Raw genomic sequence first — 26,353 nt, forward strand, 5'->3', positions numbered from 1 at the left:
AGACTACTTCTCTACTCTATATATAAGGTAACAAAAAGATTTAGCGGATAGCCTGACGTTAGTTACCCCTTTAGGTAAATAACGGAACGCCCAAAAAATGATATATAAAACGCACTCCTTTTATAAGAACACAAAAAAAGGATGTACTACTCCTATTATATAACACATTCTAATAGCTCGGTTTTTCATAATTCTAAATTTATACCTATATATATATTGTGAGTGAATTTTTATACTATTATATTTGTCACTTACATTTAATATTACACAATGATACAGATTACTTTGCCTGATGGGAGCATAAAAGCGTTTGAAGAGAACACTACTCCTATGGATGTTGCTAAAAGTATTAGCGAAGGTTTGGCTAGAAATGTTATTTCGGCTAGTTTTAACGGTACAACAGTTGAGACTTCGACCCCGTTAACCACCGATGGATCTTTGATTCTTTATACATGGAACAATGATGAAGGGAAAACTGCATTCTGGCATTCTAGTGCTCACGTACTGGCACAAGCATTAGAGAGTCTTTACCCTGGAATAAAACTAACTATAGGTCCTGCGATTGATAATGGATTTTATTATGATGTAGATTTTGGCGAGCATGTTGTTTCGGAAAAGGACTTCAAGACTATTGAGAACAAAATGATAGAGATAGCTCGTGGTAAACATGAGTTTAAAATGAGAGACGCTTCTAAAGCAGAAGCTTTAGCTTTATATAAAGGTAATGAGTACAAAACAGAATTAATAGAAAATCTAGAAGATGGTACTATTACTTTTTGTGATCATGATACATTCACGGATTTATGTCGCGGTGGACACATACCAAACACTGGAATAATTAAAGCAGTTAAAATACTATCTGTTGCTGGGGCGTATTGGAGAGGTGATGAAAAGAACAAACAACTTACACGTGTGTATGGTATTTCCTTCCCTAAACAAAAAGAACTTACTGCATATTTAGAATTATTAGAAGAAGCAAAAAAGAGAGACCACAGAAAACTTGGTAAAGAATTAGAGCTTTTTACTTTCTCGCAAAAAGTAGGTCAAGGTTTACCATTATGGTTACCTAAAGGAGCTGCTTTAAGAGAACGTTTAGAAGATTTCTTAAAAAAAGCACAAAAGAAGGCTGGTTATGAAATGGTAATCACGCCACATATTGGTCAGAAAGAATTATATGTAACTTCTGGTCACTATGAAAAATATGGTGCAGATAGTTTTCAACCCATAACTACGCCTAAAGAAGGTGAAGAATTTTTATTAAAACCAATGAATTGTCCGCATCACTGTGAGATATACAATAGTACACAATGGTCTTATAAAGATTTACCAAAGCGTTTTGCAGAATTTGGTACGGTATATAGATACGAACAAAGTGGTGAATTACATGGTTTAACTCGAGTACGAGGTTTTACGCAAGATGATGCACATATCTTTTGTACTCCAGATCAATTAGACAAAGAGTTTAAAGATGTTATTGATTTAGTACTTTATGTTTTTGGTTCTTTAGGATTTGAAAACTTTACGGCACAAGTATCTTTAAGAGATCCTGAAACTCCGGAAAAATATATTGGAAGTGATGAAAACTGGGAAAAAGCAGAAGCAGCTATTTTAAATGCCGCAATTGACAAAGGTTTAAATTATGTTATAGAAACTGGCGAAGCCGCTTTTTACGGTCCGAAATTGGACTTTATGGTAAAAGATGCCCTTGGTAGACAGTGGCAATTAGGAACGATTCAAGTAGATTACAACTTACCGGAACGTTTTGAATTAAGCTACAAAGGTAGTGATAACGAGCTTCACAGGCCGGTAATGATACATCGTGCTCCTTTTGGAAGTATGGAACGTTTTATTGCTATTTTGCTAGAGCATACTGCAGGTAATTTCCCACTATGGCTGATGCCAGATCAAGTAATTGTGTTATCAATTAGTGAGAAATATGAAAAATACGCGAAAAATGTTTTAAGTTTGCTAGAAAATAACGAAATTCGCGCATTGATAGACAATAGAAATGAAACGATGGGGAAAAAGATCCGTGAAGCGGAGATGAAGAAAATCCCATATATGATTATTGTCGGTGAAAATGAAGAGCAAGAAGGAAAAATCTCTGTAAGACAACATGGAGGAGAAGATTTAGGCATGATTAGTGTAGAAGCATTCTCAGAAATTGTTGCAACAGAAGTGAATAAGACATTAAAGCAATTTTAAAATAATAAGTTTAACTTAAATATAAAAGTCATAGCAATACGTAGAAGAAGATCATCCTCGCCTAGAGTAATAAAAGAGGACCAACACAGAATTAACTCTAAAATTAGAGCTGAAGAAATTCGGTTAGTAGGAGATAATATTGAAGTAGGTGTATATAAAACAAAGCAAGCTTTAGCAATAGCAGACGAACAAGGTTTAGATCTTGTTGAAATCTCGCCTAAAGCAATACCACCTGTGTGTAAAGTTATGGACTATAAGAAGTTTCTTTATGAACAAAAGAAACGCGACAAAGCTTTAAAATCTAAGGCAACAAAAGTTATTATTAAAGAAATAAGATTTGGTCCCCAAACGGATGATCATGATTATGAATTTAAGAAGAAACATGCCGAAAAGTTTTTAAAGGAAGGAGCTAAATTAAAAGCTTTTGTATTCTTTAAAGGACGTTCCATAATTTTCAAAGAACAAGGACAAATTTTATTATTAAAATTAGCCCAAGATCTGGAAGAATTAGGGAAGGTAGAACAAATGCCAAGATTAGAAGGTAAACGTATGACTATGTTTATCGCTCCAAGAAAGAATAAATAGACAATAGTGTATACTATTGCATCTATGCTAAAACGAGTTTAGCATAAAAATAATAAGCGAAATTAAAAAACCTAGGAAAAAATGCCTAAAATGAAAACAAAATCTAGTGCTAAAAAGCGATTTAAGCTTACAGGTACTGGTAAAATAAAAAGAAAGCACGCTTTTAAGAGTCACATCTTAACAAAGAAGTCTAAAAAGCGTAAGCTTAAATTAACTCATGATGGTTTAGTACATAAAGCAGATGAGAGAAACGTTAAAATCATGTTACGTATTAAGTAATATCGTTTTAATAGGTTAACACAAATTAATAACCCTGGAGTTAGGCAACAAATAAAGCATCATTAAATTGATCGCCTACTACAAAAAACAATTAAAATTATGCCAAGATCAGTAAATTCAGTAGCGAAGAGAGCCAGAAGAAAAAAGGTTCTTAAGCAAGCAAAAGGTTACTTTGGACGTCGTAAAAACGTTTGGACAGTAGCAAAAAATGCGGTTGACAAAGCGATGCAATATTCGTATAGAGACCGTAGAGTAAAAAAGAGAACATTTCGTGCACTATGGATCACGCGTATTAACGCAGGAGCTAGAGAACATGGTTTATCTTATTCACAATTCATGGGAAAAGTAAAAGCTAACAATATCGAATTAAACCGTAAGGTTTTAGCTGATTTAGCAATGAACAGCCCAGAAGCTTTCAAAGCAATTGTAGATAAAGTAAAATAAGGCATTTGCCTAAATAATAACATATTTCGCTTATAAAGAAATCCGAATCTTCATTGATTCGGATTTTTTTTTGCTTTTTTTCAAAACTTTGAAAACAAACGTTTTGAAATATAATAAGTATCTTTCGGTATAAAACAGCTATCTCATGAATCGTATATCTCTTATTCCCATCCTATTCCTCGTCTTTACAATTACCGCTTTTAGTCAAGAAGATAATGAAAAGGAAAAAGCGACTTGGGATGTTTCGAATCCAGAAGGCAATTGGGATTTTAAAGAACTCCAACTCTCCACAGATGAAGGCACTTGGATGAATTTGGATGTGAGTCCGGATGGTTCAAAAATCGCCTTCGATTTACTTGGAGATATATACATTATGCCTATTCAAGGAGGAAAAGCTACCATTTTAAGAGAAGGATTGGCTTTTGAAATCCAACCGCGTTTTAGTCCAGATGGCAAACAGATTTCATTTACAAGTGATGCAGGTGGTGGTGATAATATTTGGATTATGGATATAGATGGTAGTAATGCAAAGCAAGTCACTAAAGAAAGTTTCCGACTTTTGAATAATGCTATTTGGACTCCAGATGGAAATTATCTAATCGCCAGAAAACACTTTTCTTCTAGACGATCTTTGGGTGCTGGAGAAATGTGGATGTATCATAAATCTGGTGGAAGCGGACTGCAACTTACCAAAAAGAAAAATGATCAACAGGATGTAAACGAACCCAGTCTATCTTCGGATGGAAAACATTTATATTACAGTGAAGATGTTTATCCTGGCGGATTTTTTCAGTATAACAAAGATCCTAACCAACAAATCTATGCTATAAATGCATACGATATGGAAACTGGTAAAACCGAAAGAATTACTGGTGGGCCTGGTGGTGCAGCGAGACCACAAATCTCAAGAGATGGTAAAAAGCTAGCTTTCGTAAAACGTGTTCGTACCAAAACCGTGTTATATATTCATGATTTAGAAACTGGTGAAGAACGGCCAATTTATGATGCATTGAATAAAGACCAACAAGAAGCTTGGGCTATTTTTGGCGTGTATACTAATTTTAGTTGGATGCCAAATAATGAAGATATTGTGTTTTGGTCTGGCGGAAAAATAAATCGCATAAACACCAACACTTTGAAAGTAACAAATATTCCTTTTCAAGCAGACGCAACCATTAAAATAGCCAAAGCAATAGAAGTGGATACTCCAGTTTCACCAGACACTTTTGACGCTAAAGTGATTCGTCATTTGGTAACCTCTCCTGACGAAAAGAGTGTTGTTTTTAATGCGCTAGGTTATTTATGGACCATGAAAGTGCCAAATGGAACTCCGAAACGACTTACTTCTGGAACCGATTTTGAGTTTGAACCAGCCTTTTCTCCCGATGGAAAAAATATCACTTATGTTACTTGGAATGATGAAAACCTTGGAAGTATTCACGCTATTTCTGCAAACGGAGGAACTTCTAAAAAATTAACCAAAGAAAAAGGAATCTATAGAACTCCTGCTTATTCTAAAAACGGAAAACAAATTGTGTTTAAAAAACAATCAGGAAATATTGCTCAAGGAAGGACTTTTGCAAAAAACACAGGTTTGTATGTTATGGATGTAAATGGAAATAATATTCAGTTTATTACCAAAGAAGGAAATTTCCCTATTTTTAATGCGGAAGATAACCGCATTATATATCAAAAAGGTCCCATGTTTGGTGGTAATCTAACTAAAGAATTAAAAAGTGTTGATTTAAACGGACAAGAGGAACGTATTTTAATTAAATCGGAACGTGGTAATCGATTAGTTCCAAGTCCGGATGGAAAATGGATCGCTTTTATTCATTTACATAAAGTATATATGGCACCAATGCCACAATCTGGTCAAGCTATAGACTTAACAGATACTTCAAAATTTGTTCCTATCACGCAACTTTCAAAAGATGCGGGGATCAATTTACATTGGTCAAAAGAAAGTAAAAAAGTACATTGGACTTTAGGAAATACTTACTTTACAGCGGAAGCTTCCGAAGAAACCAAATTAACAGAAACGGGAATTACAATTAATATGGTTGTAAAAACGGATAAACCTGAAGGAATAATTGCATTTAAAGGTGCACGACTTATTACTATGGAAGGCGATCAAGTTATTGAAAACGGAATTATTATTATAAAAAATAATAGAATTGAAGCTATTGGAAATGCTTCAGAAATCACGATTCCTTCCGAAGCAAAAGTTTATGACGTTACTGGGAAAACCATTATGCCAGGAATGGTAGATGCACATGCGCATATTGGCGCATTTCGTGCAGGATTAACCACACAAAAACATTGGCAATTTTACGCAAATTTAGCTTTTGGTGTGACTACTTCTCATGATCCTTCTGCAAATTCGGAAACCGTTTTTGCCCTTTCCGAATTACAAAAAAATGGAACTTTAGTAGGACCACGCCTCTACTCTACTGGATTTATACTATATGGTGCAGATGGTGATTTTAAGGCAACTATTAATAATTTAGAAGATGCGCGTTCTTCTATTCGACGCACAAAAGCATTTGGTGCATTGTCGGTTAAAAGTTATAATCAGCCAAGACGAGAGCAGCGTCAGCAAGTACTTCAAGCCGCTCGTGAAGAGGGAATATTTGTGGTTCCCGAAGGTGGATCTACATTTTATCATAACATAACTATGGTTATGGATGGTCATACTGGAGTGGAACATAATATTCCTGTTGCTCCCGTTTATAAAGACGTTTTAGAACTTTGGGGAAATAGTAATGTTGGGTATACGCCCACACTGATTGTAAATTATGGCGGATTAAATGGGGAAGTATATTTCTATCAGCATACCAATGTTTGGGAAAACGAAAAATTACTGAAATTTATGCCTAGAAGCATTATTGATTCTAGATCTAGACATCGTACTATGGCTCCGGAAGAAGAGTATAAAAACGGTCACATTTTAGTTTCTGAAACCTGTAAAGCTTTGGCTGATGCTGGTGTAAAAGTAAATCTTGGAGCGCATGGACAGTTACAAGGTCTTGGTGCACACTGGGAATTATGGATGTTACAACAAGGTGGCATGACTAACCATGAAGCACTAAAAGCTGCAACTATAAATGGTGCCGATTACTTAGGAATGCATGCCGATATTGGTTCTTTAAAAGAAGGAAAGCTTGCCGATTTAATTGTTATGGACGATAATCCGTTGGAAGATATTCGAAATTCGGAGAGCATTATTTACACCATGATTAATGGTCGTTTATACGATTCTGCAACTATGGATGAAATTGGAAACTATTCGAAAAAGCGAACGCCGTTTTATTGGGAAAACAACAAATACAACGCAGGTTTTCCTTGGAATGAAGACAGTGAAAGTTTTACTCGAGGTGCTTGCGGCTGTCACTTAGGCACACATTAAAAATTAATAAAACCGAATCTTAATGGATTCGGTTTTTTTTTGTTATACTAGAGTAAAGAAATTAGAGAATATATGACGCAAGTAAAAATGGTAATTACAGATATGGATGGTACCTTATTAAATTCCAATCATGAAGTTAGCCGCAGGTTTTTTGATGTTTTTAAAGAATTAAAAAAGCAAAACATTTTGTTTGTTGCAGCTAGCGGAAGACCTTATTATAGTATTACCACAAAACTAGCAGCTATTGTGGAAGACATTATTATTGTTGCAGAAAATGGTGGATTAGTTTTAGAGCAAGACACCTTACTTCTATCTAATGCAATGGATAATGAAACCCTTACTAAACTTTTTACAATTGTAAATAGCATAGAAAATACTTTTCCTATGTTTTGCACGAAACACCAAGCGTATATAAAAAGAGCTTCTTCAGATATGATTCAAGTGTTTTCGGAATACTATTCAAACTATACTATTATTGATTCTATAGAAGAAATTAAAGATCCAGTGATTAAAATCGCGTTGTATCATGCTACCAATTCGGAAGCAAATATTTATCCTTTTGTGAAACATTTATCTCCGGAATATAACGTAGTAGTTTCTGGAAATCATTGGGTAGATATATCGGAAGCAGAATCTAACAAAGGGCATGCTTTACGTTTTCTTCAACAAAAGCACAATATAAGTCCTGCAGAAACGATGGCGTTTGGCGATTACAATAATGATTTTGAAATGTTACAAGGAGCAAGTTATAGTTATGCTATGGAAAATGCGCATGAAAATATTAAAGCCATTGCGAATTATCAAACTACGAATAATGATGATTTTGGTGTGGAGCGAATTTTAGAACAATTAGTTTCCGAAGGCAGTTAAGACTACATGTCTTCCGGAAGCATGATTTCTATGTTCACAAAGATAAATACCTTGCCAAATCCCTAGGTTTAGTTTTCCGTTTGTTATTGGAATTTGAACCGAAGTTCCCATTAAAGATGCTTTAATATGTGCAGGCATATCATCATCTCCTTCATAAGTATGTTTGTAATACGGCAGATTTTCTGGAACCATTTTATTGATATGACTTTCAAAATCTAATCTAACCGTTGGATCTGCATTTTCGTTTATGGTAATACTTGCAGAAGTATGTTTAATAAAAACCTGTAATTGTCCGATTTGAATGTCACTCATTTCGGGTAGTGTGGATTCTATTTGCTCTGTTATGAGATGAAATCCTCTAGAATAAGGTTTGAGTTTAATTTCTTTTTGAAAAAATTTCATGTATTATTTAGAATCGTCTGTTATTTCATCTATCGCAAATTTAAACTCTTCCCAATTAATTAAGCCATCCCCATCTTTATCATAGCCTTCAATAAGTTTTGAAGATACTAAACCACGAATAAATCCGTTAATTTCTGCTTCTTTAAGTAGTTTTACGATTTCACTTTTGGAAAGTTTACCGTCACTATCTTTATCAAAGAAATGAAAAGCTTCTTCTGGAGTGTTAAAATTGTTTGTAATAAGGATTTGAATTTTGTTTAAGATAATTTCTTTAGTTGCCATATTAGTGCTTTTTTAAAAATAGATATTCCCTAAAAACCATACTTTGAAAAATAATATAAAATACGGAATTGAAAATCCATATATCAATATACGGATTTTCATATAATACTAAATCTAAATTTCCGAATAAAAATATGGTAATACTGCAGCATAAATACAAAATTAGACCAATAGAAAAATTAAAATAATTATGTTGTACATCCAGGTTTTTAATGATAAAAGACAAAGCGTATACGACTAAAATTATAGATGTAGAAACTATTTCATAGATGTTAAACGTCCAAAATAATTCGGGATTAGCGGCATACATCCAAACTAAGATTAATATTTGTATACCAAAAATTACAACTATTAATTGCTTCCATATTTTTTCTTTAAAAAGCTTATAAAACAGGGCACTTAAAAAAGCGAATTGAAAAATAAAATAGAAATGAGAGATAAATAAATTTAAATTGGGATGTAGGTATCCAATAATATGACAAGCAATTTCTATGGTAGACAAGGCTATTAGGTATATTAGAAAAATGCTATAGACTTTCTTGCGCATATTACTATTGGTTACAAATAGAAATGTATTACATAATAAAAAAGCCAATCCAATCAAACTAACAAGGAAACCAAATAATAAATTCATGATCTAGGGATTATTTTCGCAATTTTTGTTTCTTATTTTAGGAACTGAAAGCTATTCTGCTTTTCTGTATCCATAGAAGTAAGTAGGTGGCGTAAATTTATGTAAATAAAAGCTATATCCTTAAAATTATTCCCTTAAAAATGAATGCACTCGAAAGCGCCATGCTTAATTGCCCTATTGTGTTTGTTATATTTCTTCCCTAGATGAAGGTTTGTTAGGATTTGCGTTAAGGATTGTAGTGGCATCCTTTTTTTATGTTTGTTCCTGTATTTCGCGTAGTATTCGCAAAATGCATGAATAATAAATAAAAAAAGATATAACGAAAAGCCTGCCAATTCTTGCTCTTCTTTAAAAAGAGCGAGAATAGAACGCCATTATAATATTAAAAAAAAGGTTAAAAAAAAAACAGTGACATATTATCTATGACACTGTTTAATAATATAGGAAATCACCTCAATAACGGATTATTAATTAATAGCGGCTGTAAAGTTAATTGTTCTTTGCATATATATAAATAAATAGATTTAAAGTGCAATAGTTTGTATGTAAACGACATTTTATATTGTTTTCTAAGCACAAAAAAGGCCGTATTGCTACGACCTTTTTCTACCTACAAATGATTAATGCTATTGTTTAATCACTCTCTTCGAAATTTCCCCAAATCTCGATTTTATTTTTAACAGATAGATGCCTTGACTAAAATTAGAAAGATCTAAATGATTGTTCTCTTGATTGTAATTTTCATGTAATAATGCACGCCCATTCATATCATATACCGCTACTTCAAAGTCTGTATTTAATGTGTTTGAAATAGTAAGTACTCCGTTTGTTGGATTAGGATACACACGAATGCTATTTTGCATATCGATTTGATTAACATCTAATGTTTGACTAGCTATAACTTCATTAGAAATGGTAGAACAATTAGATTGTCCATTCAATACTACTCTAAATTTAAGCATGGTAAGTGTGTCTAAATTGTCTCCTGCAAAAGTTAAAGTCTGCGTTGTTGCACCAGAAACATCAGGGTCTGTTAATGAATCATCTAATTCCATCCATCCTTCTGGAGCAGGAGAACCACCTGGTGCTTCTCCTGTTAAAGAATACTCCCATTGGTATGAAGCAACACCTGAAGCTACAATGCTAAAAGATACAGAATTATCTGTATCAGAAAATGTTAGATCTTGAGGTTGCTCTACAATCAACGCTTGTGGAAGCATTGGAGAACCCGCTAAAAAATTACCTGTTGTTCCCGTTAATGGAAAACCTATTAACGTACCACTTATTGCATTTGAAGATGCATTAGTAAGCATAGACTCTGCTGTATTATCTTGAGCATTATCTCCTTGGTTAAATGGATAATATGCAACTAAGCCAATTTCACTAGATTGTAATTCACAATACTTAAAGTGGTCAATTTGCGATGCAGTTCTTGCAACATCCCAGATTCTAACTTCGTCTATATCACCAATGAAATCTTCTGTTCTAGCATTACCGCCAATTACAAAATTAGAAGATACATTTCCAAATGCTCCATTTGCAGTTGTAGAACTTATCAAAACTCCATCCACATATATACTAACGGTAGATCCATCATAACTTGCAGCAACATGTTGCCAAGTATTGGTTGTTACTGTATTAGATGCTGTAACCGTTAAAATTGCAAAACTTGGTATATTTAATGCAACAACATAGTTATTACCATCTCTTCTTAATAGCATTTGAAATTCACTATTATTTATTGGGAAAGAATAGTTACTAACAATAGTCCCAAATCCTGTATTCGTTTCTGGTCTAACCCAAGCCTCAAGAGTAACAGCATCTTTTCCAACAAAATGAGTTGTTAAATGATCACTTAAATCTACAACATCTAATCCGTCAAAATTTAAATGTGTAGCTGGTAACGGATCATTAACGGTTACAACAACCTCTTCTCGTTCACTTTCGCAACCTGCATCATTTGTACTAACTACCCAATAAGAAGTATTTCCTAATGTTGCAGTACTTGGTGTTATGGATGCATAATCAACTCCTTCTGTTGCTACTGTATACCATAATAAACCAGTACCATTAGCAGCTGTTGTAGCACTTAACGGAGTCGCTGTATCTCCTTGATTATAAATTATTGGTGTTGTTACTGTTGGTGCATCTGGTGCATTATTAATAGTTACATTAACAGCAGTTCTACTACTTTCAATACCATCTATGGTTTGAGAAACGTAATAAGTTCCTGTTGCTAATACCGTTGTTGTGTTTAAGGCTGTAGTTTCTGTTTCACTAATATACCACTGTAAGTTACTTCCTGTTGCTTCTAAATTTTCAACTGTTGCTCCAATGCAATATGCTTGATCGCTAGCTGTTGGGGCATCTGGTGCTTCTACAACAAAAGTTTTAAACCATAAATCAAAACCAGTAATGGTACTTCCATCTAAAGCATAAAGAAGACCATCTGCATAAGTAGCACCGCTAGTTAATCCAAACTCAATTTTTGATACTCCATCTACTGTTGTAATATATGCGGTATATAGTTGTCCAGAGGTGACATTTACTGTTGTTGAAATAGAAATTTCATATTCAGCATCGGATGCAGCAGTTAACGTAAATGCTTCCGTAGCTAAAAGTGTCCCAGAATTACCTCCTCCTTCATAAATCTTTAACTCACAAGCCAAAGGAGGATTATCAAGATTATAATATTGAAAATTAAATTGAGATAATGTACCATCCAATCCCGCGGTAAAGCCTTGTCCCCATCCTTCACGATCATTAGCAAAAGGACTATCGGTATTCGATTGATCAAGTGTTTGTCCGTAAGACATAATTTGGCATAAAAACACCAATATAAAAAAATAAAATTTTGATTTCATGTAAAATAGATTTGTTAGGTTTTTAAGACTCCAAATCTAACTTTTAACCCATGAAATACACATAAAAAGGGTTGAAACGCGCTATTTTGTATGTAAACGGCTACTTAAAATTTTTTAGAAAAGGATCTAGATAATGGGATTTCTATCTCACTAATGCGCACAAAATTTGCCGTAACACGTTGTATCTTATTACTATTAACGATATACGATCTATGCGTTTGTTTGAATATAGCTACTGGCAGTTGTTCTGCAATGGTATTTAAAGATTTACGAATGGTATATTTTTTTGAAGTCGTTTGAATATTCACATAATTACCATCTGCCATTATATATTTAATATCGTTATAATCTAAACTAACCGTGTCATAACCATCTTTGAACTGAAACATATTCACTTGCTTTTTTTGTAAAGCCAAGTTTATAGAGGCTAACAAATCTACTTTTTTAACGGGTTTGGTTAGATAGGCATCTGGATTTGTTTTTAAGGCTTCATTCATTAATGCAAAATCATGTTGCCCGGTTATAAAAATAATGATAGCATTTTTATTTTTAGCATTAGAAAGTGCTATTCCATCGTTTACACCTTTTAAATTAATATCCATTAATATGATATTTGGTGAAAAATTTTCCATTTCTAACAAGGCCATTTCTTTATTCTTCGCTATTTTGGTCTTCGTAAAGTTTTCTTCTTGAAGTAATTCTGCAATGTATTCTGCAATAAACACATCATCTTCTACAATAAGTATTTTTGTATTTTTTATATTAGTCATTATGTAGTTCTTTAACTAGTGAAAATGAGAATCCGTTTTCGGTAGTAATCTTGTAATCCATTTCCATTTGTCGGCAGATTTTATCTACCAATTTGGGTTTCATTGTTTTATTTAATGAAGTCGTTCCGTTATCGGAATAGTGAAAAGACAGCCAATTATCGTTGTGCTTCAATTCAAAATTGATTCCTTTATTTTCTTGCGTATGGAAAGCGTGTTTTATAGAATTTATAGATAACTCTGAAAGTAACAACCCTAAATACATTGCATAGTCTGAAGGAATATCTACAGAAGCAATCTTAAAATTTGTTTGAATATTATTTTCTGCAAACAATGCAAAGAAACTCTTTTTAACATCGTTTAAATAACTGCATGCATCTACTGTTCTTATGTCCTCATTTTTATACAGATGTTTGTGCAATGTAGAAATAGCTTCGACTTTAGTTAAAATATTTTTTAGCTGAAAATTGTTATCCTTGCTAGATTTCTTTAATTGATCGGAAATTAAAATAACAACTAATTGCAAATTATTATTAATACGATGATTGGCTTCACTTAATAAAAACTGATTTTCTTGAGATAAATGTTTCAATTGTTTATTGCTCTTCTTCTCCTTTTTCAAGAAGTAGGAAATCAATAATGCCAAAGATATCACCGCTATAAGTAAACCAATACTAACCAATAATTTTATTTGGTTAGAAGCTAATTCCTTCTTTTGATTAATAATCTCGAGATTATTAATGGTAATTTGATTTTCTTTATCTGTTAGTTTATATTGCGCTTCTACATTTAATAACAATTCCTCCTTTTGTATTTCATTATACTTCGTAGTAAGTGCTAATCTGTCTTTTAAATACTCGTATGCTTTTTCTGTATTATTAAGTCTAAAATACAAGTTTTGAATATTCTCATTAAAGATTATTTCATTGTATAATAAATTGTTTTTTTTAGAAAAATCGGCTGCATATAAAGCCATTTTCAATGCTTTGTCTAATTGATTGCTTCTTGATAAAGCCATAATATAACTTATATAAGCATCAGCTTCCTGTTGCTCCATATTATTACTTCTTGCAACATCAATAATTTCCTCTAAATAGCGTATTGCCGTTTTATAATCTTTTTTACGTTCATAAACACCTGCAATTTCAAGTAAAGAATAAAACACATTATCTTTATCCTTTATTTTTTTTGATAAATCCAGTGATTTATTGGCATAAAAAAGTGTAGAATCTTGTATGTGATAAAACTCTGTAAAAAGTGCTGCTTTACGATTGTAATATTTAGCTAAATAAAGATCTTCCACCTTATTCCCCTTTAAAATAAGTGCTGCTTTATCAAGCTGAGCTGCAGATTCGGCTAGCATGGTTCTCTTCCTAAAAAACTCTGCCATTTTTACATGGTATAAAAACTTTAACTGCTTATCATCTATATTTTTAATGCTCTCAAAAGCCTTAATGTAATAATCACTAGCTGTGTTATAATCTAGTTTAAGTTTATACACTTCTGCAAATCCTAAAAGCAAATGAATTTTCTGTTCCTCACTACGAGGTTCTACTAAGCGTTTAGCATAATAGGTTATTGCTTCATCTAGTTTATTTTCGTGAATTAAATTTTGACCAAAATCTACAATTTCATCCTTTTGAGAAAAGGACAATTGAAACATAAGCAATGAAATACAAAGAAGAAGATATCTCATACTAGGTTTTCTGCTTCTTCTTTTTGGCAGCAGGAAATAACACATTATTTAAGATAAGTCTATAACCTGGGGAAGTTGGATGCAGGTCTAATTCGGTTTTAGGATCCCCAACGCGATGGGTATAATCTTCGGGATCATGACCACCATAAAAGGTGAAAAATCCTTTTCCTTTGATACCGTGAATGTATTTTGCTTCTCCATTCGATTTATTTTCTCCCATAACCAAAACGTTACTTTTAATTTCTTCACGTGTAAAAGAAGTGGTTTGTCCCATAAAACCTTTAACTAATGCCGTGTGATTTTGACATAACATACTAGGAATTGGATCCCATTTAGCCGAGTAATCCATCAACGTAAAATAATCTACCGTTTTAGAAATCCGTCTTTTTTGGGTCATATCTATGCTAGAGAACTCGTACACATTTGGGCTTTGCTCTAAGGTATAATCCTTGAATGCAAAGGTTTTGCTGTAGTCAATTTTATTTTGATAATTAGCGTCACTTCCATCGCCATCAAACATAGGTTCACAAATATCTAATCCTTGTGCAGAAAGTGCAATATCAAAACTATCTGTTGCGCTACACATGGCAAACATGAATCCGCCACCAATTACATAGTCTCGTATTTTTAAGGAAACGGCTAATTTTTCTTGTGAAACTTTATCGTATCCTAATTTAGTAGCTAGTGCTTCTGCTTCTTTTTTTTCTTCAATATACCAGGAAGCCGTTTTATATGCTCTATAAAACTTACCATATTGTCCTGTGAAATCTTCATGATGTAAATGCAACCAATCATACAATAAAAGTGCATCGTTTAAAACTTCTTCATCGTAAATGGTTTCATAAGGAATTTCAGCATAGCTTAAAACCATAGTAACTGCATCGTCCCAAGGTAATTTTCCTCTTGGTGTATAGACTGCAATTTTTGGTGCTTTTTCTAATACAATGGCTTCCATGTTTTTACTCGGACTACTAATTTCTTCTAGAATACCTTCCGCTTTAGCGTTAGATAAAACCTCGAAAGAAACGCCTCGTATTTGGCATTCGCGCTGAATTTCCTGACTATCTGGTAAAAGAAAAGATCCCCCACGATAATTAAGTAGCCATTTTACTTTTAGCTGTTTTTCTAAAGTCCAATAGGTAATTCCGTAGGCCTTTAAATGGTTCTTTTGCGTTTCTGCATCCATAGGAATTAGAATGTAAGAAGCATAAGTGTGTGTTACTAAAAGTATTAGAATTAATGTGATTATTTTTTTCATTGCAAGAAAGATACTTAAAATTATTACGTTAAAACCTGCATTAATATAATTTTAACCAATAGCGTATTTAAGTAATGTATTATAATGAGGTTTGCATTGGTTTAATAACGGTTTTAAATGCTCTGGGAAAGTTTCGGTCTTTGGTTTGTAGGCTAAATATCCCGTAGATTTATGAATATTTGCATACCAATATTTTGCCCAAACACCATCTTCTGGTCTAGCTCCAGCTTGCCAATGCAACATGTTTTCATCAAAAGGAATACCTATAAAATCGCATAATTGGGTTAGAACTTTCTTCGGATTTAATAAAACACGTTTCGAATCTAAAACAATTGGTTTTATATTATTTGTTTCCATATAATCTAACAACTCGGTATGTTTGGCATAACCAACATCTTCTATAGTTGGATTATGGATTACCTTATCAAACGAAGGAAGCATTTCTACAGGATCTCGCGTTAGTATCACATTGTATACCTCTTTCATAAAACCTCTATCCAAGTTTAATAAATGATGTGTCATATTTTTAAAAAAGAAAACAGGACTGGAAGTATTGGTCATCATTTCGGCTATCACCTTATTACCATCCTGTTCTAAAGTATATAAGATATCTTGGGTTCCTGGATGATAGTCTTTTGCATCGGTATTACTTAAATAGTGGGCATATAAAGGTTCATCCACCACTTTTGTATCTTGTCTTTGTGCAAAACTATACATTAAAGTGGTAGAAATATTTCTAGGCCCAGACCATAAACAGATGCGTTTAGTCTTTTCCATCTGCAACTTCTTTATCTATAAGCTCATTATATAAACCGCTTAGCTTTCTAGTAAAATCGCCATAAGATTTCTCACCTATTATTCTACCATCAATTTTTGTTACTGGTGTTAAGCCTCCAAATGTTCCAGTTACAAAAGCTTCATCTGCACCATATACATCAAACAAAGAGAAGTCTTTTTGATGACATGGAATATTATTTATTTTGCACGCTTCAATAACTTTTGCTCTGGTAATACCATTCATGCAATATTGCCCGGTAGAAGTATACACTTCGTTATCTTTTATAATGAAAAAATTAGTGGCGTTACAAGTAGCAACAAAACCGTTGACATCGAGCATTAAAGCTTCGTCGGCTCCAGCTTCAATGGCTTGAATAAGTGCTTGTACTTCGTGCAGTTTACTATGGCAATTTAATCTAGGATCTAAATAATCTGGAGAACCACGACGAATGGTACTTGTAAATAAAGTGATTCCTTTTTCTTTACTTTCTGGAGACGCTTTTTTGTATTCTGGTAAAATAACCACATTTGGTCCAGAAATAGTTAGTCTAGGATCTTGAGATGGTGTTTTTTTAATTCCTCTAGTAATCATAATACGCACGTGCACATGGTCTTGCATATTATTCTTGTTTAAGGTTTTCCAGACTTCTTCAATCAATCCTTCTTTAGTAAAAGGAAACTGCATACCAACGCTTGCTGCAGATTGCCACAATCTATCTAAATGATCTTTTAGAAAAACGAGAACCCCTTTGTGTAATCGTAGTGCTTCCCAGATTCCATCTCCTACAAGATAACCACTATCTAAAACCGAAATTTTAGCGTCCTCTCTTGGGTAGAATTCTCCGTTAATATAAATTTGAATGTCTTTATTTCTGCTGTCTTCTACAGCATTATGCGTACCATGAACCATGAACTTATTATCTTTTAATTTTGAGAATTAAAGATAATGAAAACCGCGTGTAATATTCTAAGAAATTAAATCAGATATTTTTTTAGTACTAGGAAACTGTTCGAAGATAATTTTAAGAAACACAGTAATAGGAATAGCCATAATAAGTCCTGGAATTCCCCAAAGAAATCCCCAAAACATTAACATCACTAAGACTGTTATAATATTTATGGAGAATGATTTTCCCATAAAAACAGGTTCTAAAATAGCTCCAAATAATACTTGAACTCCTGTAATAGCAAGTACAAAGAAAAACAAAGTACTTGTTGGATCTAGTTCTATAAACGCAAAAATGGAAAGTGCAATGACTGCAATAAAAGAGCCAACCATTTGCACAAAATTAATTGCAAAGGCAAAAAGCCCCCAAAAGATTGGGAAACTAACATCAAAGAAATAACAAGCTAAACCGGTACCAAGACCTGTTAAAAAGCTAACTAAAAACTTTACTTTTATAAAGGTATTTAGTTCTTTCTGTATTTTACCGTATGCTAATAGAGAAGTTCGTTTTTTCTTTAAAACCATCTTATTTAAAACATCCTGCATGTTAATAGACTCTGCTAATAAGAGTACCACAAAGAATGCCGTCATGAGTAACATGGTTAAAAACTGACGTAAAAAACCAACGGTTGTACCAATGTTTTCTTTTTGAATAAATTGCGATAAGATGTTTTTGTCTTTCTGCATCTCTACCCCAAAAGTATTTTCTAGGTATTGTGCTGCATCATTTATTTTAACTTCCGCTTTTTCAAAAAAAGCAGTATCACTAGCCATAATTTGTTTACTAGATAATTTGATAAGCTCTACTCCTGCTTTTAATCCAATCCCAATTAATAAAATGACAATAATTATACTTACTATTTTTGGAACTCTACGTTTCCCTAACCAACGCATTAATGGTAAAAACAGTAATGCTATAAACATAGCAAACACCAACGGAATAAATATAAAAGACAATACTTTTAATAAATAAAATAAAATTGGTATCACTATAATTAATAGTAGTATGTTGGTGGTTCTGCGTTCGCTTAACATGTAGGTTCTTATTTTTCTATTACTCTAGCTATTACAAATTTAGTTTAAAAAGGTACATCATTATCATCAAAATCATCAGGAGCACCAAATGCATCGCTAGGTGATGGTAAGTTTTCAGATATGAAAGTATCATCGTTTGCAGCTGCATTCATTTTAGAATGAAACTCAAAAGGCGAATCAAAATCGTCAAGATTATCAAATTTACCTAAGTGTCCAATAAACTTTAAACGAATATTTTCTAGTCCACCATTTCTATGTTTCGCAATAATAAATTCGGCTTGACCTTCAGTTGGTGAACGCTCTTCATCATCCCATTCATCAATTTTATAATATTCTGGTCTATAAATAAAACTTACAATATCGGCATCTTGCTCAATCGCTCCAGATTCACGTAAATCGGATAGTAAAGGTCTTTTACTTCCTCCACGCGTTTCTACAGCACGCGATAATTGCGATAGTGCAATTACAGGAACCATTAGTTCTTTTGCTAATGCTTTTAAGTTTCTAGAAATCATCGAGATTTCTTGTTCACGATTTCCACCATGACTTGGTCCACCGGTCATTAATTGTAAATAATCAATCATGATCATTTTAATACCGTGCTGTGATGCTAGACGTCTTGCCTTTGCACGTAAATCGAAAATAGAAAGTGAAGGTGTATCATCAATAAACAAAGGTGCTTTTTCTAAACCTTTCACCTTTACGTTTAATTGTTCCCATTCGTGTTTTTCTAGTTTCCCTGTTCTTAGCTTTTCGGAAGACAATCCGGTTTCACTAGAAATCAAACGCGTAATCAGCTGCACAGAAGCCATCTCTAAAGAAAAGAATGCTACTGGTACATTTTGATCTACGGCAATATTTCTAGCCATAGATAAGGTTAATGCTGTTTTACCCATACCTGGACGAGCAGCTACAATAATTAAATCGGAAGGCTGCCAACCAGAAGTAAGTTTATCTAGTTTATTGAATCCTGTAGCAATACCACTTAAACCTTCTTGATTGGATATTTCTTCAATTTTCTTTTTCGCTTGAATTACTAAGTCTTGAGCAGTTTCACTCGATTTCTTAATATTACCTTGTGTTACTTCGTATAATTTAGATTCTGCTCTATCTAATAAATCAAAAACATCTTGTGTTTCATCATACGAATCTTCAATGATTTCTGAAGATATTTTTATTAAACTACGCTGAATAAATTTCTGTAAAATAATACGTGCGTGGAACTCTATATGCGCGGAAGAAGACACTTTTTGCGTAAGTGAAATAAGGTAAAAATCTCCTCCGGATAAATCTAACTTTTGATTTTTCTTTAATTGACTAGAAACGGTTAATAAGTCGACTGGCTCACTGTTTTCAAAGAGTTGAAATATCGCTTCAAATATATGTTGGTGTGCTTCTTTGTAAAAAGCATCTGCACTTAAAATATCAATAACTTCATCTACACCCTTTTTATCGATCATCATTGCGCCAAGCACAACTTCCTCTAAATCAAGAGCTTGCGGAGGAATTTTCCCTCTTTCAAGATTGATTATTGTACTCTTATCGACTGGATAGCCTTTTACTTGATTTGGTTGCTTCATGTAAGCGAATGTAAATAAATTGTTGAGATATTAGTACGTATAAAGATAGTTCAATCTTCACAGGTAGTTAACATTTTAACTGTTAATAAGTAATAAATATTGTTAATAAGCATAAAAAAAACTGAAGCGTCTAACTTCAGATTTTTTTATCAAGTGGTTTTATACGGACTAGCCTTTATAAACTCCTATGTTTGTATATTTTTCCATACGTTGATTTACTAATTCTTTTGGTGATAAGTTTTTAAACTCCTCAAAACTTTTAAGAATAGCCGTACTTACAGAAGCAAATGTTTTCTCTCTATCTTGATGCGCTCCACCAAGTGGCTCTTTGATGATCTCATCTACAATACCAAGTTTTTTCATATCTGTAGCAGTAAGTTTTAATGCATCTGCAGCCTGTTCTTTATACTCCCAACTTCTCCATAAGATAGAAGAACAAGATTCTGGTGATATTACAGAATACCAAGTATTTTCTAGCATTAATACTTTATTTCCAACACCAATACCTAATGCACCACCAGAAGCACCTTCACCAATAACAATGGTAATAATTGGCACTTTTAGCCTTGTCATTTCAAGTATATTTCTAGCAATAGCTTCTCCTTGTCCGCGTTCTTCTGCTTCTAAACCAGGATAAGCTCCAGGAGTATCTAATAACGTAACTACAGGAATACCAAATTTTTCGGCAGATTTCATTAAGCGTAACGCTTTTCTGTACCCTTCTGGATTTGCCATCCCAAAGTTTCTATATTGTCTAGTTTTTGTATTGTATCCTTTTTGTTGTCCGATAAACATAAAACTTTGGTCTCCAATTTTACCTAGACCACCAATCATTGCTTTATCATCTTTAAAGGTTCTGTCACCATGAAGCTCTAAAAAAGAGTCTCCACAAAGTGCTTTAATATAATCTAAAGTATACGGTCTATTTGGATGACGTGACATTTGTACACGTTGCCATGGTGTCAGATTTTTATATATATCCTTTTTGGTCTCTAAAAGTTTTTTTTCAATTTGCTTACAAGTTTCCGTAACATCTACATCACTTTCAGTACCAATGATTTGGCATTTTTGCAATTGATCTTCTAGTTCTTTTATAGGTAGTTCAAATTCTAAATATTCCATTTTTGAATTTAAGTTTAATTAATAGTTAGTGTGCAAAATTACGTATTTTTTTTGTTTACTCTTTTATCTTCTTTGCTTTTAAAGCTTTCCTATTTTTCAAAATGCCGTTAAGTAGCACTACTCCAAGAATTAAAGATGCTCCATAATAAAAATTTGTGGTCATTTTTTCTTTTTCAGGAAAAAGTAAGATTGCTAAAATAATACCATAAATAGGTTCTAAATTATAGGTAAGTACAACCGTATATGGACTTATGTATCGCATTACATATACGGAAGCTATAAATGCATAGGCCGTACAAATAGATGCTAGAATGAATAAGTATATATAATCGGATGTAGGTAATTGAAAAAAGGAAAGGGAAAAACCATCATAAAAAACTAAAAGAAATATGGTTATAAAGGCTACTCCGCTTATAAATTCGTAAAACGAAATGGTAGTTGCACTGTGTTTTTCTAAAAATTTTCCGTTAAGTACGGCGAATAATGAGGATAGGAAAGCAGATGTGATACCTAAAATGATTCCGTTAATGTATTTCATTTCGCTTTGCGTGATAATAATCACTCCTATAATTACAATGACACCAAAGAGTATTTCGTACCAAATAACGCTTCGTTTGTAAATTAAAGGTTCTATTAATGAAGCAAAAAAAGCTCCAGTAGAAAACATCGCTAAAGTTATAGAAACGTTGGAAGCGTCTATGGCTCCAAAGAAGGTAATCCAATGTAAAGCTATAATTACACCTGCAATAGACAGCTTTACTATATCGTTTAAAGAAATTTTTATTTTCGTTTTAGAAACAGCGACGTAAACACCTACTAATATGCTTGCCATTGCCATTCTAAACCAAACTAATGGCACCGAACTAATGGTAATTAGCTCACCTAGTATTGCGGTAAACCCAGCAATAAAGACCAGTACATGTAAGTGCAGGTAATTTTTTAGCTTATCGTTTAGCATGGTATAATAAGTATGTAGCTAGAACACCAAAGATTATATTAGGAAACCATACTGCTAGTATTGGCGAAAAGTCGGATTGCGCTGCCATAACACCAAAGATTTTATCGAAAAACACAAATATCATTGCAATACAAATACCGAAAGCAAGGTTTACTCCCATTCCTCCACGACGTTTTATAGAAGATACTGCAACTGCTATAATGGTTAATATAAATACCGAAACTGGCAAACTCCATTTTCTATACTTTACTAATTTATAACGTCCAATATTAGAGGATCCTCTTTGTTCTTCTTTAGCAATAAACTTTGTTAAGTCTCCATAGGTAAGTGTTTCTGCAATATACTCGACAGGAGTTAAATCTTCTAAATCGAAAGAAAACAAAGTATCTTTTCTTTTTTCTTTTACTATAATATCATCGTGTTCTCCAATAGTTCTCTTTACATATCTAATCAATCTATACGTAGAATCCTTTTCAATATAGCGTATACTTTGCGCTTCTATTTTAGAGATCATTTTATCGTTTTCAAAATGCTCTAAAGTGAAGTTTTGTCCTAGTTTTTCTTTAATATTAAAACTACTTACATATATATAATCGTTATCATTAATTTGCCGAAAAACATTTTGTGTTTTTGCTGCGCTCTTTCCTTTTTTAAAGTATTTAAAATCGAAATCATTAAACCCTTTACTTGCTTCTGGCGCTAAGTACAACCCTAATATCAAGGCAAATACAGCAACAATAGAAGCACCAATTAAATAAGGTCTTAAAAATCTGGTAAAGGAAACTCCGGAACTTAAAAAGGCTACAATCTCTGTATTATTTGCAAGTTTGGAGGTGAAAAAGATAACCGATAAAAACAAAAATAACGGGAAAAGTAAATGTGCAAAGTAAATGGTAAAATCTACAAAGTAAAGTAGGACTTCACCAATAGGCACATCATTTTCAAGAATTTTACCAATTTTTTCGGCAAGGTGTACTGTTATTCCAATAGGAATAAAGAGTAGCAACATCATGAAAAATGTAGACAAATAGCGTTTTAATATGTACCAATCAAGTATTTTCATCCTCTATTAACCTCTCCAAAGGGAAGGGGTATTAAGTGTTTAAATTTATTATAGACGTTTATCCATTTGTTTTACCATCATATCTTTCCATGTTCTAAAATCTCCTGCTAATATATGTTTTCTAGCTTCACGAACCAACCACATATAAAAACCAAGGTTATGAATGGTTGCAATTTGTTTTCCTAACAATTCATTTACGGAAAATAAATGTTTCAGATACGCTTTACTGTATTCTGTATCTACAAAGGTAATTCCCATTTCGTCAATTGGAGAAAAATCATCTTTCCATTTGGCATTTTTCATATTCATCGTTCCATGTGCTGTAAATAACATCCCGTTTCTTGCGTTACGTGTTGGCATCACACAATCAAACATATCAATACCTAAGGCAATGTTTTCTAAAATATTAATTGGAGTCCCCACGCCCATTAAGTAACGAGGTTTGTCTTCTGGAAGGATTTCTGTAACCACTTCTGTCATGGCATACATTTCATCAGCTGGTTCTCCTACAGAAAGTCCACCAATGGCATTTCCTTCTGCTCCTGCATTTGCAATATACTCTGCAGATTGGCGACGTAAATCTTTATACGTACTACCTTGTACTATTGGGAAAAATGTTTGGTTATAATCGTATTTTAAAGGTGTTTTCTCTAAATGATTTATACATCTATTCAACCAACGATGTGTCATGTGCATAGAACGCTTCGCGTAGTTATAATCACAAGGGTATGGCGTACATTCATCAAAAGCCATGATGATATCTGCACCAATACTACGCTGAATTTCCATTACATTTTCGGGAGTAAACATGTGCATAGATCCATCTACATGCGATTTAAACTTAACACCTTCTTCTTTAATTTTTCTATTTGCTGAAAGTGAATATACTTGATACCCACCAGAGTCTGTTAAGATATTTCTATCCCAATTCATGAACTTATGCAGTCCTCCAGCTTTTTCTAAAATGGTTGTTTTTGGTCTTAAAAACAAATGATAGGTATTCCCTAAAATAATATCTGGATTAATATCGTTTTTTAACTCACGTTGATGCACACCTTTTACAGACCCTACAGTACCAACAGGCATGAATATTGGAGTTTCTATTACACCATGATCTGTCGTCATTACTCCTGCTCTTGCACTACTTTGTGCATCTTTTCCTTTTAATTCAAATTTCATTTTAACATATTAAGAAGTGGCAAATATAATTAACTAAACAAGATACCTTCTTAAACATTTAATAAAATTACAATTTCTACTACATTTCAATCTGTATAAAAGCTATTGAAACATTTGTAAAAGAAAATAATTACTTTGTATCTTCGTTTTAATAAGAAATCAATAAAACGAATTATTATGAAAAATGTCTTAATTACAGGTCTTTTGCTTTTTGCCTTTATCTTTAATTCAAGCGCACAACAAGGATCTGGATTTGGTATTAAAGCAGGTGTAAATTATAATGCTAATGGAAAGTATCTTGAATCTACTGAAACTACTTATGAAAACCCAGAAAGAAATGTTGGTTTTCATGTTGGTGTATTTGGAAAAATAGATGGAAAAATATTTTTCAAACCAGAATTGGTATATACCAAAACAAAAAGTGATTATGATAGTGACGCATTTATTATGCAAAAACTTGATGCTCCATTATTAGTTGGTGTTAAGTTTTTAAAGTTCTTTAATGCTTTTGCCGGACCTTCTTTGCAATATATTTTAGATACTGAATTTGATGGAGTTACTATTAGTGAAGTAGAAAATGATTTTACAGTAGGCTTAAATTTTGGTTTTGGAGTAAGCTTTAATTCCATTGGAATTGATTTAAGATACGAAAGAGGTTTTAGTGAAAACGAAGCTACTTTTATTAGTAATAATCTTTTAGAAGGAGAAGGTGTTGATAAAATTGACACTAGACCAGATCAACTGATACTAAGTTTTTCTATTTTATTATAATTTTAAATCACCAAAATAAAAAAGCCACTTTTCTATTAAGAAAGTGGCTTTTTTATTTTAGTCTTTTCTGAATTTATTCTTCAGGATACGTATCGTCTAAATAATCTGGAATACCGTTACCGTTAGAATCTGTAGCAACAAATGTATTAAGTGTGTATGTATTATCACTAAAGTCAAATTGAATATCAATAAGCACTTCATTTGCATCTATTTGATCGCTAGTATCAAAATGGTTTTGTGCATCCGCTTTAGTTAAAAATGGCAAACCATCATCATCTAATTCATAAGAAATCAATTCAATTTCATCAATGGTATTTGTACCATCTCCATCGTCATCTGCATCAAAAAAGTCAGGAGCAGAATTTTCATCTGTATCATCATCAAACACGTTAGCATCGTTGTCTAAATCTTCTAAAAAAGAAGGAATACCATCATTATCATGATCTAACAAAACACGATCAAATACGTTAAATTTAAATATAAGAGGTGTATAACTACTAACAGTCGTTAACGTTTGTCCAAAATAACCAATACCTGAAGGTAAAAAAGCAGCACCAATACCATGTTCATGATAAGCTAATGTTCCGTCATTATTTTCAGAAAAGCTAGTAGCTGTTTTAAACTCAATTAAGCTTTCTCTAAAGCCAGTAACAACACCACCACTTAACACCGTAGTAAGCTCAAAACTTGTAGGATTTATAGCATTATCAAAGACAAAACTTTCCGTTGTACTTCCTTCATAGGTTAATACCGCTTTATCTATAAAATGCACTTCATTCCCTAAACCTTGTCTCATCTCTAAGTAATAAAGTTTGTAAAACAAACCTTCCTCTGCAGGATCTTCTACCATTTTGAATTTAAGTTGGGGCATATCTATTAAAGCGGTTTCTGTAGAACCATCTTCTAAGGCGCTAAATACAATTTCAAAATCATCATTAGATGGATTATATAGATCGACAAAATCAAATGCATTATCTTCTAAATTCAAATAATGCGTTTCTAAAAATGTTTCTATTTCTAAGATATCTTCAGCATAAACCTCTGTTCTATCTCTATATGAAATAGTTGTAGAAGAATCATCATCTGAAGAACAACCTGCAACTCCTATAATTAATGCAAATACTATTAATGCAATTTTTGTTAATTTCATTTGTGATTTTTTAATTTTTCTTTTGAAAAATGGAATACCATTAGATTCTAAATAGTTAAAAATCTTTTTGGTTATTT

The 26,353-nt window shown here is 32.8% G+C and carries 22 protein-coding genes; 7 read left to right on the forward strand and 15 right to left on the reverse strand.

The genetic code is table 11. The annotated features are described in order from the left end of the window. Positions 1-270: 270 nt before the first annotated feature. The 6 genes from thrS to FG167_RS00190 all read left to right on the forward strand — a co-directional run bounded on the left by thrS (position 271) and on the right by FG167_RS00190 (position 7,792). Positions 271-2,205, forward strand: a complete 1,935-nt coding sequence (gene thrS, locus FG167_RS00165) for a threonine--tRNA ligase (RefSeq protein WP_203459491.1) — start codon at positions 271-273, stop codon at positions 2,203-2,205. A 69-nt stretch (positions 2,206-2,274) separates the two neighbouring features. After that, positions 2,275-2,790 (forward strand): translation initiation factor IF-3, encoded by a 516-nt coding sequence (infC, locus tag FG167_RS00170; protein WP_255564244.1) that lies wholly within the window; start codon positions 2,275-2,277, stop codon positions 2,788-2,790. Positions 2,791-2,871: 81 nt separating this feature from the next. Continuing rightward, positions 2,872-3,069 carry a 50S ribosomal protein L35 gene (gene rpmI, locus FG167_RS00175; RefSeq protein ID WP_055445374.1) on the forward strand — a complete coding sequence of 66 codons (198 nt, stop codon included), beginning with the start codon at positions 2,872-2,874 and terminating at the stop codon, positions 3,067-3,069. Between the two features lie 99 nt (positions 3,070-3,168). Continuing rightward, complete coding sequence (rplT, locus tag FG167_RS00180) at positions 3,169-3,513, forward strand: 50S ribosomal protein L20 (RefSeq protein ID WP_055445373.1); 345 nt, start codon at positions 3,169-3,171, stop codon at positions 3,511-3,513. A gap of 145 nt (positions 3,514-3,658) precedes the next feature. After that, on the forward strand, positions 3,659-6,922 hold the full coding sequence (locus FG167_RS00185; protein WP_203459492.1) for an amidohydrolase family protein: 3,264 nt from the start codon (positions 3,659-3,661) through the stop codon (positions 6,920-6,922). Between the two features lie 72 nt (positions 6,923-6,994). Continuing rightward, positions 6,995-7,792 (forward strand): HAD family hydrolase, encoded by a 798-nt coding sequence (locus tag FG167_RS00190; protein ID WP_203459493.1) that lies wholly within the window; start codon positions 6,995-6,997, stop codon positions 7,790-7,792. On the opposite strand, the gene FG167_RS00195 is transcribed toward FG167_RS00190, so the two are convergent. The 14 genes from FG167_RS00195 to tgt all read right to left on the reverse strand — a co-directional run bounded on the left by FG167_RS00195 (position 7,772) and on the right by tgt (position 24,355). Next, positions 7,772-8,194, reverse strand: a complete 423-nt coding sequence (locus FG167_RS00195; protein ID WP_203459494.1) for a secondary thiamine-phosphate synthase enzyme YjbQ — start codon at positions 8,192-8,194, stop codon at positions 7,772-7,774. The two genes, FG167_RS00190 and FG167_RS00195, sit on opposite strands and share 21 nt — an antisense overlap. Positions 8,195-8,197: 3 nt before the next feature. Then, positions 8,198-8,476 (reverse strand): EF-hand domain-containing protein, encoded by a 279-nt coding sequence (locus FG167_RS00200; RefSeq protein ID WP_203459495.1) that lies wholly within the window; start codon positions 8,474-8,476, stop codon positions 8,198-8,200. 1,260 nt (positions 8,477-9,736) lie between these two features. Continuing rightward, on the reverse strand, positions 9,737-11,974 hold the full coding sequence (locus FG167_RS00205) for a LamG-like jellyroll fold domain-containing protein (protein ID WP_203459496.1): 2,238 nt from the start codon (positions 11,972-11,974) through the stop codon (positions 9,737-9,739). Between the two features lie 104 nt (positions 11,975-12,078). Then, positions 12,079-12,744, reverse strand: coding sequence for a LytTR family DNA-binding domain-containing protein (locus tag FG167_RS00210; protein ID WP_203459497.1), 666 nt, complete (start codon positions 12,742-12,744; stop codon positions 12,079-12,081). Further along, on the reverse strand, positions 12,737-14,437 hold the full coding sequence (locus tag FG167_RS00215; RefSeq protein WP_203459498.1) for a sensor histidine kinase: 1,701 nt from the start codon (positions 14,435-14,437) through the stop codon (positions 12,737-12,739). Before FG167_RS00215 ends, FG167_RS00210 begins: the two co-directional genes overlap by 8 nt. A 1-nt stretch (position 14,438) precedes the next feature. Beyond that, positions 14,439-15,695 carry an asparagine synthetase B gene (locus tag FG167_RS00220; protein ID WP_203459499.1) on the reverse strand — a complete coding sequence of 419 codons (1,257 nt, stop codon included), beginning with the start codon at positions 15,693-15,695 and terminating at the stop codon, positions 14,439-14,441. A 51-nt stretch (positions 15,696-15,746) separates the two neighbouring features. After that, positions 15,747-16,472, reverse strand: coding sequence for a sulfotransferase family protein (locus tag FG167_RS00225; protein WP_239004418.1), 726 nt, complete (start codon positions 16,470-16,472; stop codon positions 15,747-15,749). Continuing rightward, positions 16,459-17,382 (reverse strand): aminotransferase class IV, encoded by a 924-nt coding sequence (locus FG167_RS00230; RefSeq protein WP_203459500.1) that lies wholly within the window; start codon positions 17,380-17,382, stop codon positions 16,459-16,461. The genes FG167_RS00225 and FG167_RS00230 overlap by 14 nt, the downstream gene beginning before the upstream one ends. A 57-nt stretch (positions 17,383-17,439) precedes the next feature. Further along, on the reverse strand, positions 17,440-18,453 hold the full coding sequence (locus tag FG167_RS00235; RefSeq protein WP_203459501.1) for an AI-2E family transporter: 1,014 nt from the start codon (positions 18,451-18,453) through the stop codon (positions 17,440-17,442). 44 nt (positions 18,454-18,497) lie between these two features. Then, positions 18,498-20,033, reverse strand: a complete 1,536-nt coding sequence (gene dnaB / locus FG167_RS00240; protein ID WP_203459502.1) for a replicative DNA helicase — start codon at positions 20,031-20,033, stop codon at positions 18,498-18,500. A gap of 168 nt (positions 20,034-20,201) precedes the next feature. Then, positions 20,202-21,155 (reverse strand): acetyl-CoA carboxylase carboxyltransferase subunit alpha, encoded by a 954-nt coding sequence (locus FG167_RS00245; RefSeq protein WP_203459503.1) that lies wholly within the window; start codon positions 21,153-21,155, stop codon positions 20,202-20,204. Between the two features lie 55 nt (positions 21,156-21,210). Next, entirely contained in the window at positions 21,211-22,113 is a 903-nt protein-coding gene (locus FG167_RS00250; protein WP_203459504.1) for a DMT family transporter, read from the reverse strand. Further along, positions 22,100-23,176 carry an LptF/LptG family permease gene (locus FG167_RS00255; RefSeq protein WP_203459505.1) on the reverse strand — a complete coding sequence of 359 codons (1,077 nt, stop codon included), beginning with the start codon at positions 23,174-23,176 and terminating at the stop codon, positions 22,100-22,102. The genes FG167_RS00250 and FG167_RS00255 overlap by 14 nt, the downstream gene beginning before the upstream one ends. A gap of 48 nt (positions 23,177-23,224) precedes the next feature. Further along, entirely contained in the window at positions 23,225-24,355 is a 1,131-nt protein-coding gene (gene tgt / locus FG167_RS00260) for a tRNA guanosine(34) transglycosylase Tgt (protein WP_203459506.1), read from the reverse strand. Positions 24,356-24,532: 177 nt separating this feature from the next. On the opposite strand from tgt, the gene FG167_RS00265 reads away from it, so the two are divergent. After that, entirely contained in the window at positions 24,533-25,126 is a 594-nt protein-coding gene (locus tag FG167_RS00265) for an outer membrane beta-barrel protein (protein WP_203459507.1), read from the forward strand. A gap of 73 nt (positions 25,127-25,199) precedes the next feature. Here FG167_RS00265 and FG167_RS00270 read toward each other — a convergent pair whose 3' ends face one another. Further along, positions 25,200-26,276, reverse strand: a complete 1,077-nt coding sequence (locus FG167_RS00270) for a hypothetical protein (protein WP_203459508.1) — start codon at positions 26,274-26,276, stop codon at positions 25,200-25,202. Positions 26,277-26,353 lie beyond the last annotated feature (77 nt).

Origin of the sequence: Lacinutrix sp. WUR7 (assembly GCF_016864015.1) — a bacterium.
Taxonomy (GTDB): Bacteria; Bacteroidota; Bacteroidia; order Flavobacteriales; family Flavobacteriaceae; genus Oceanihabitans.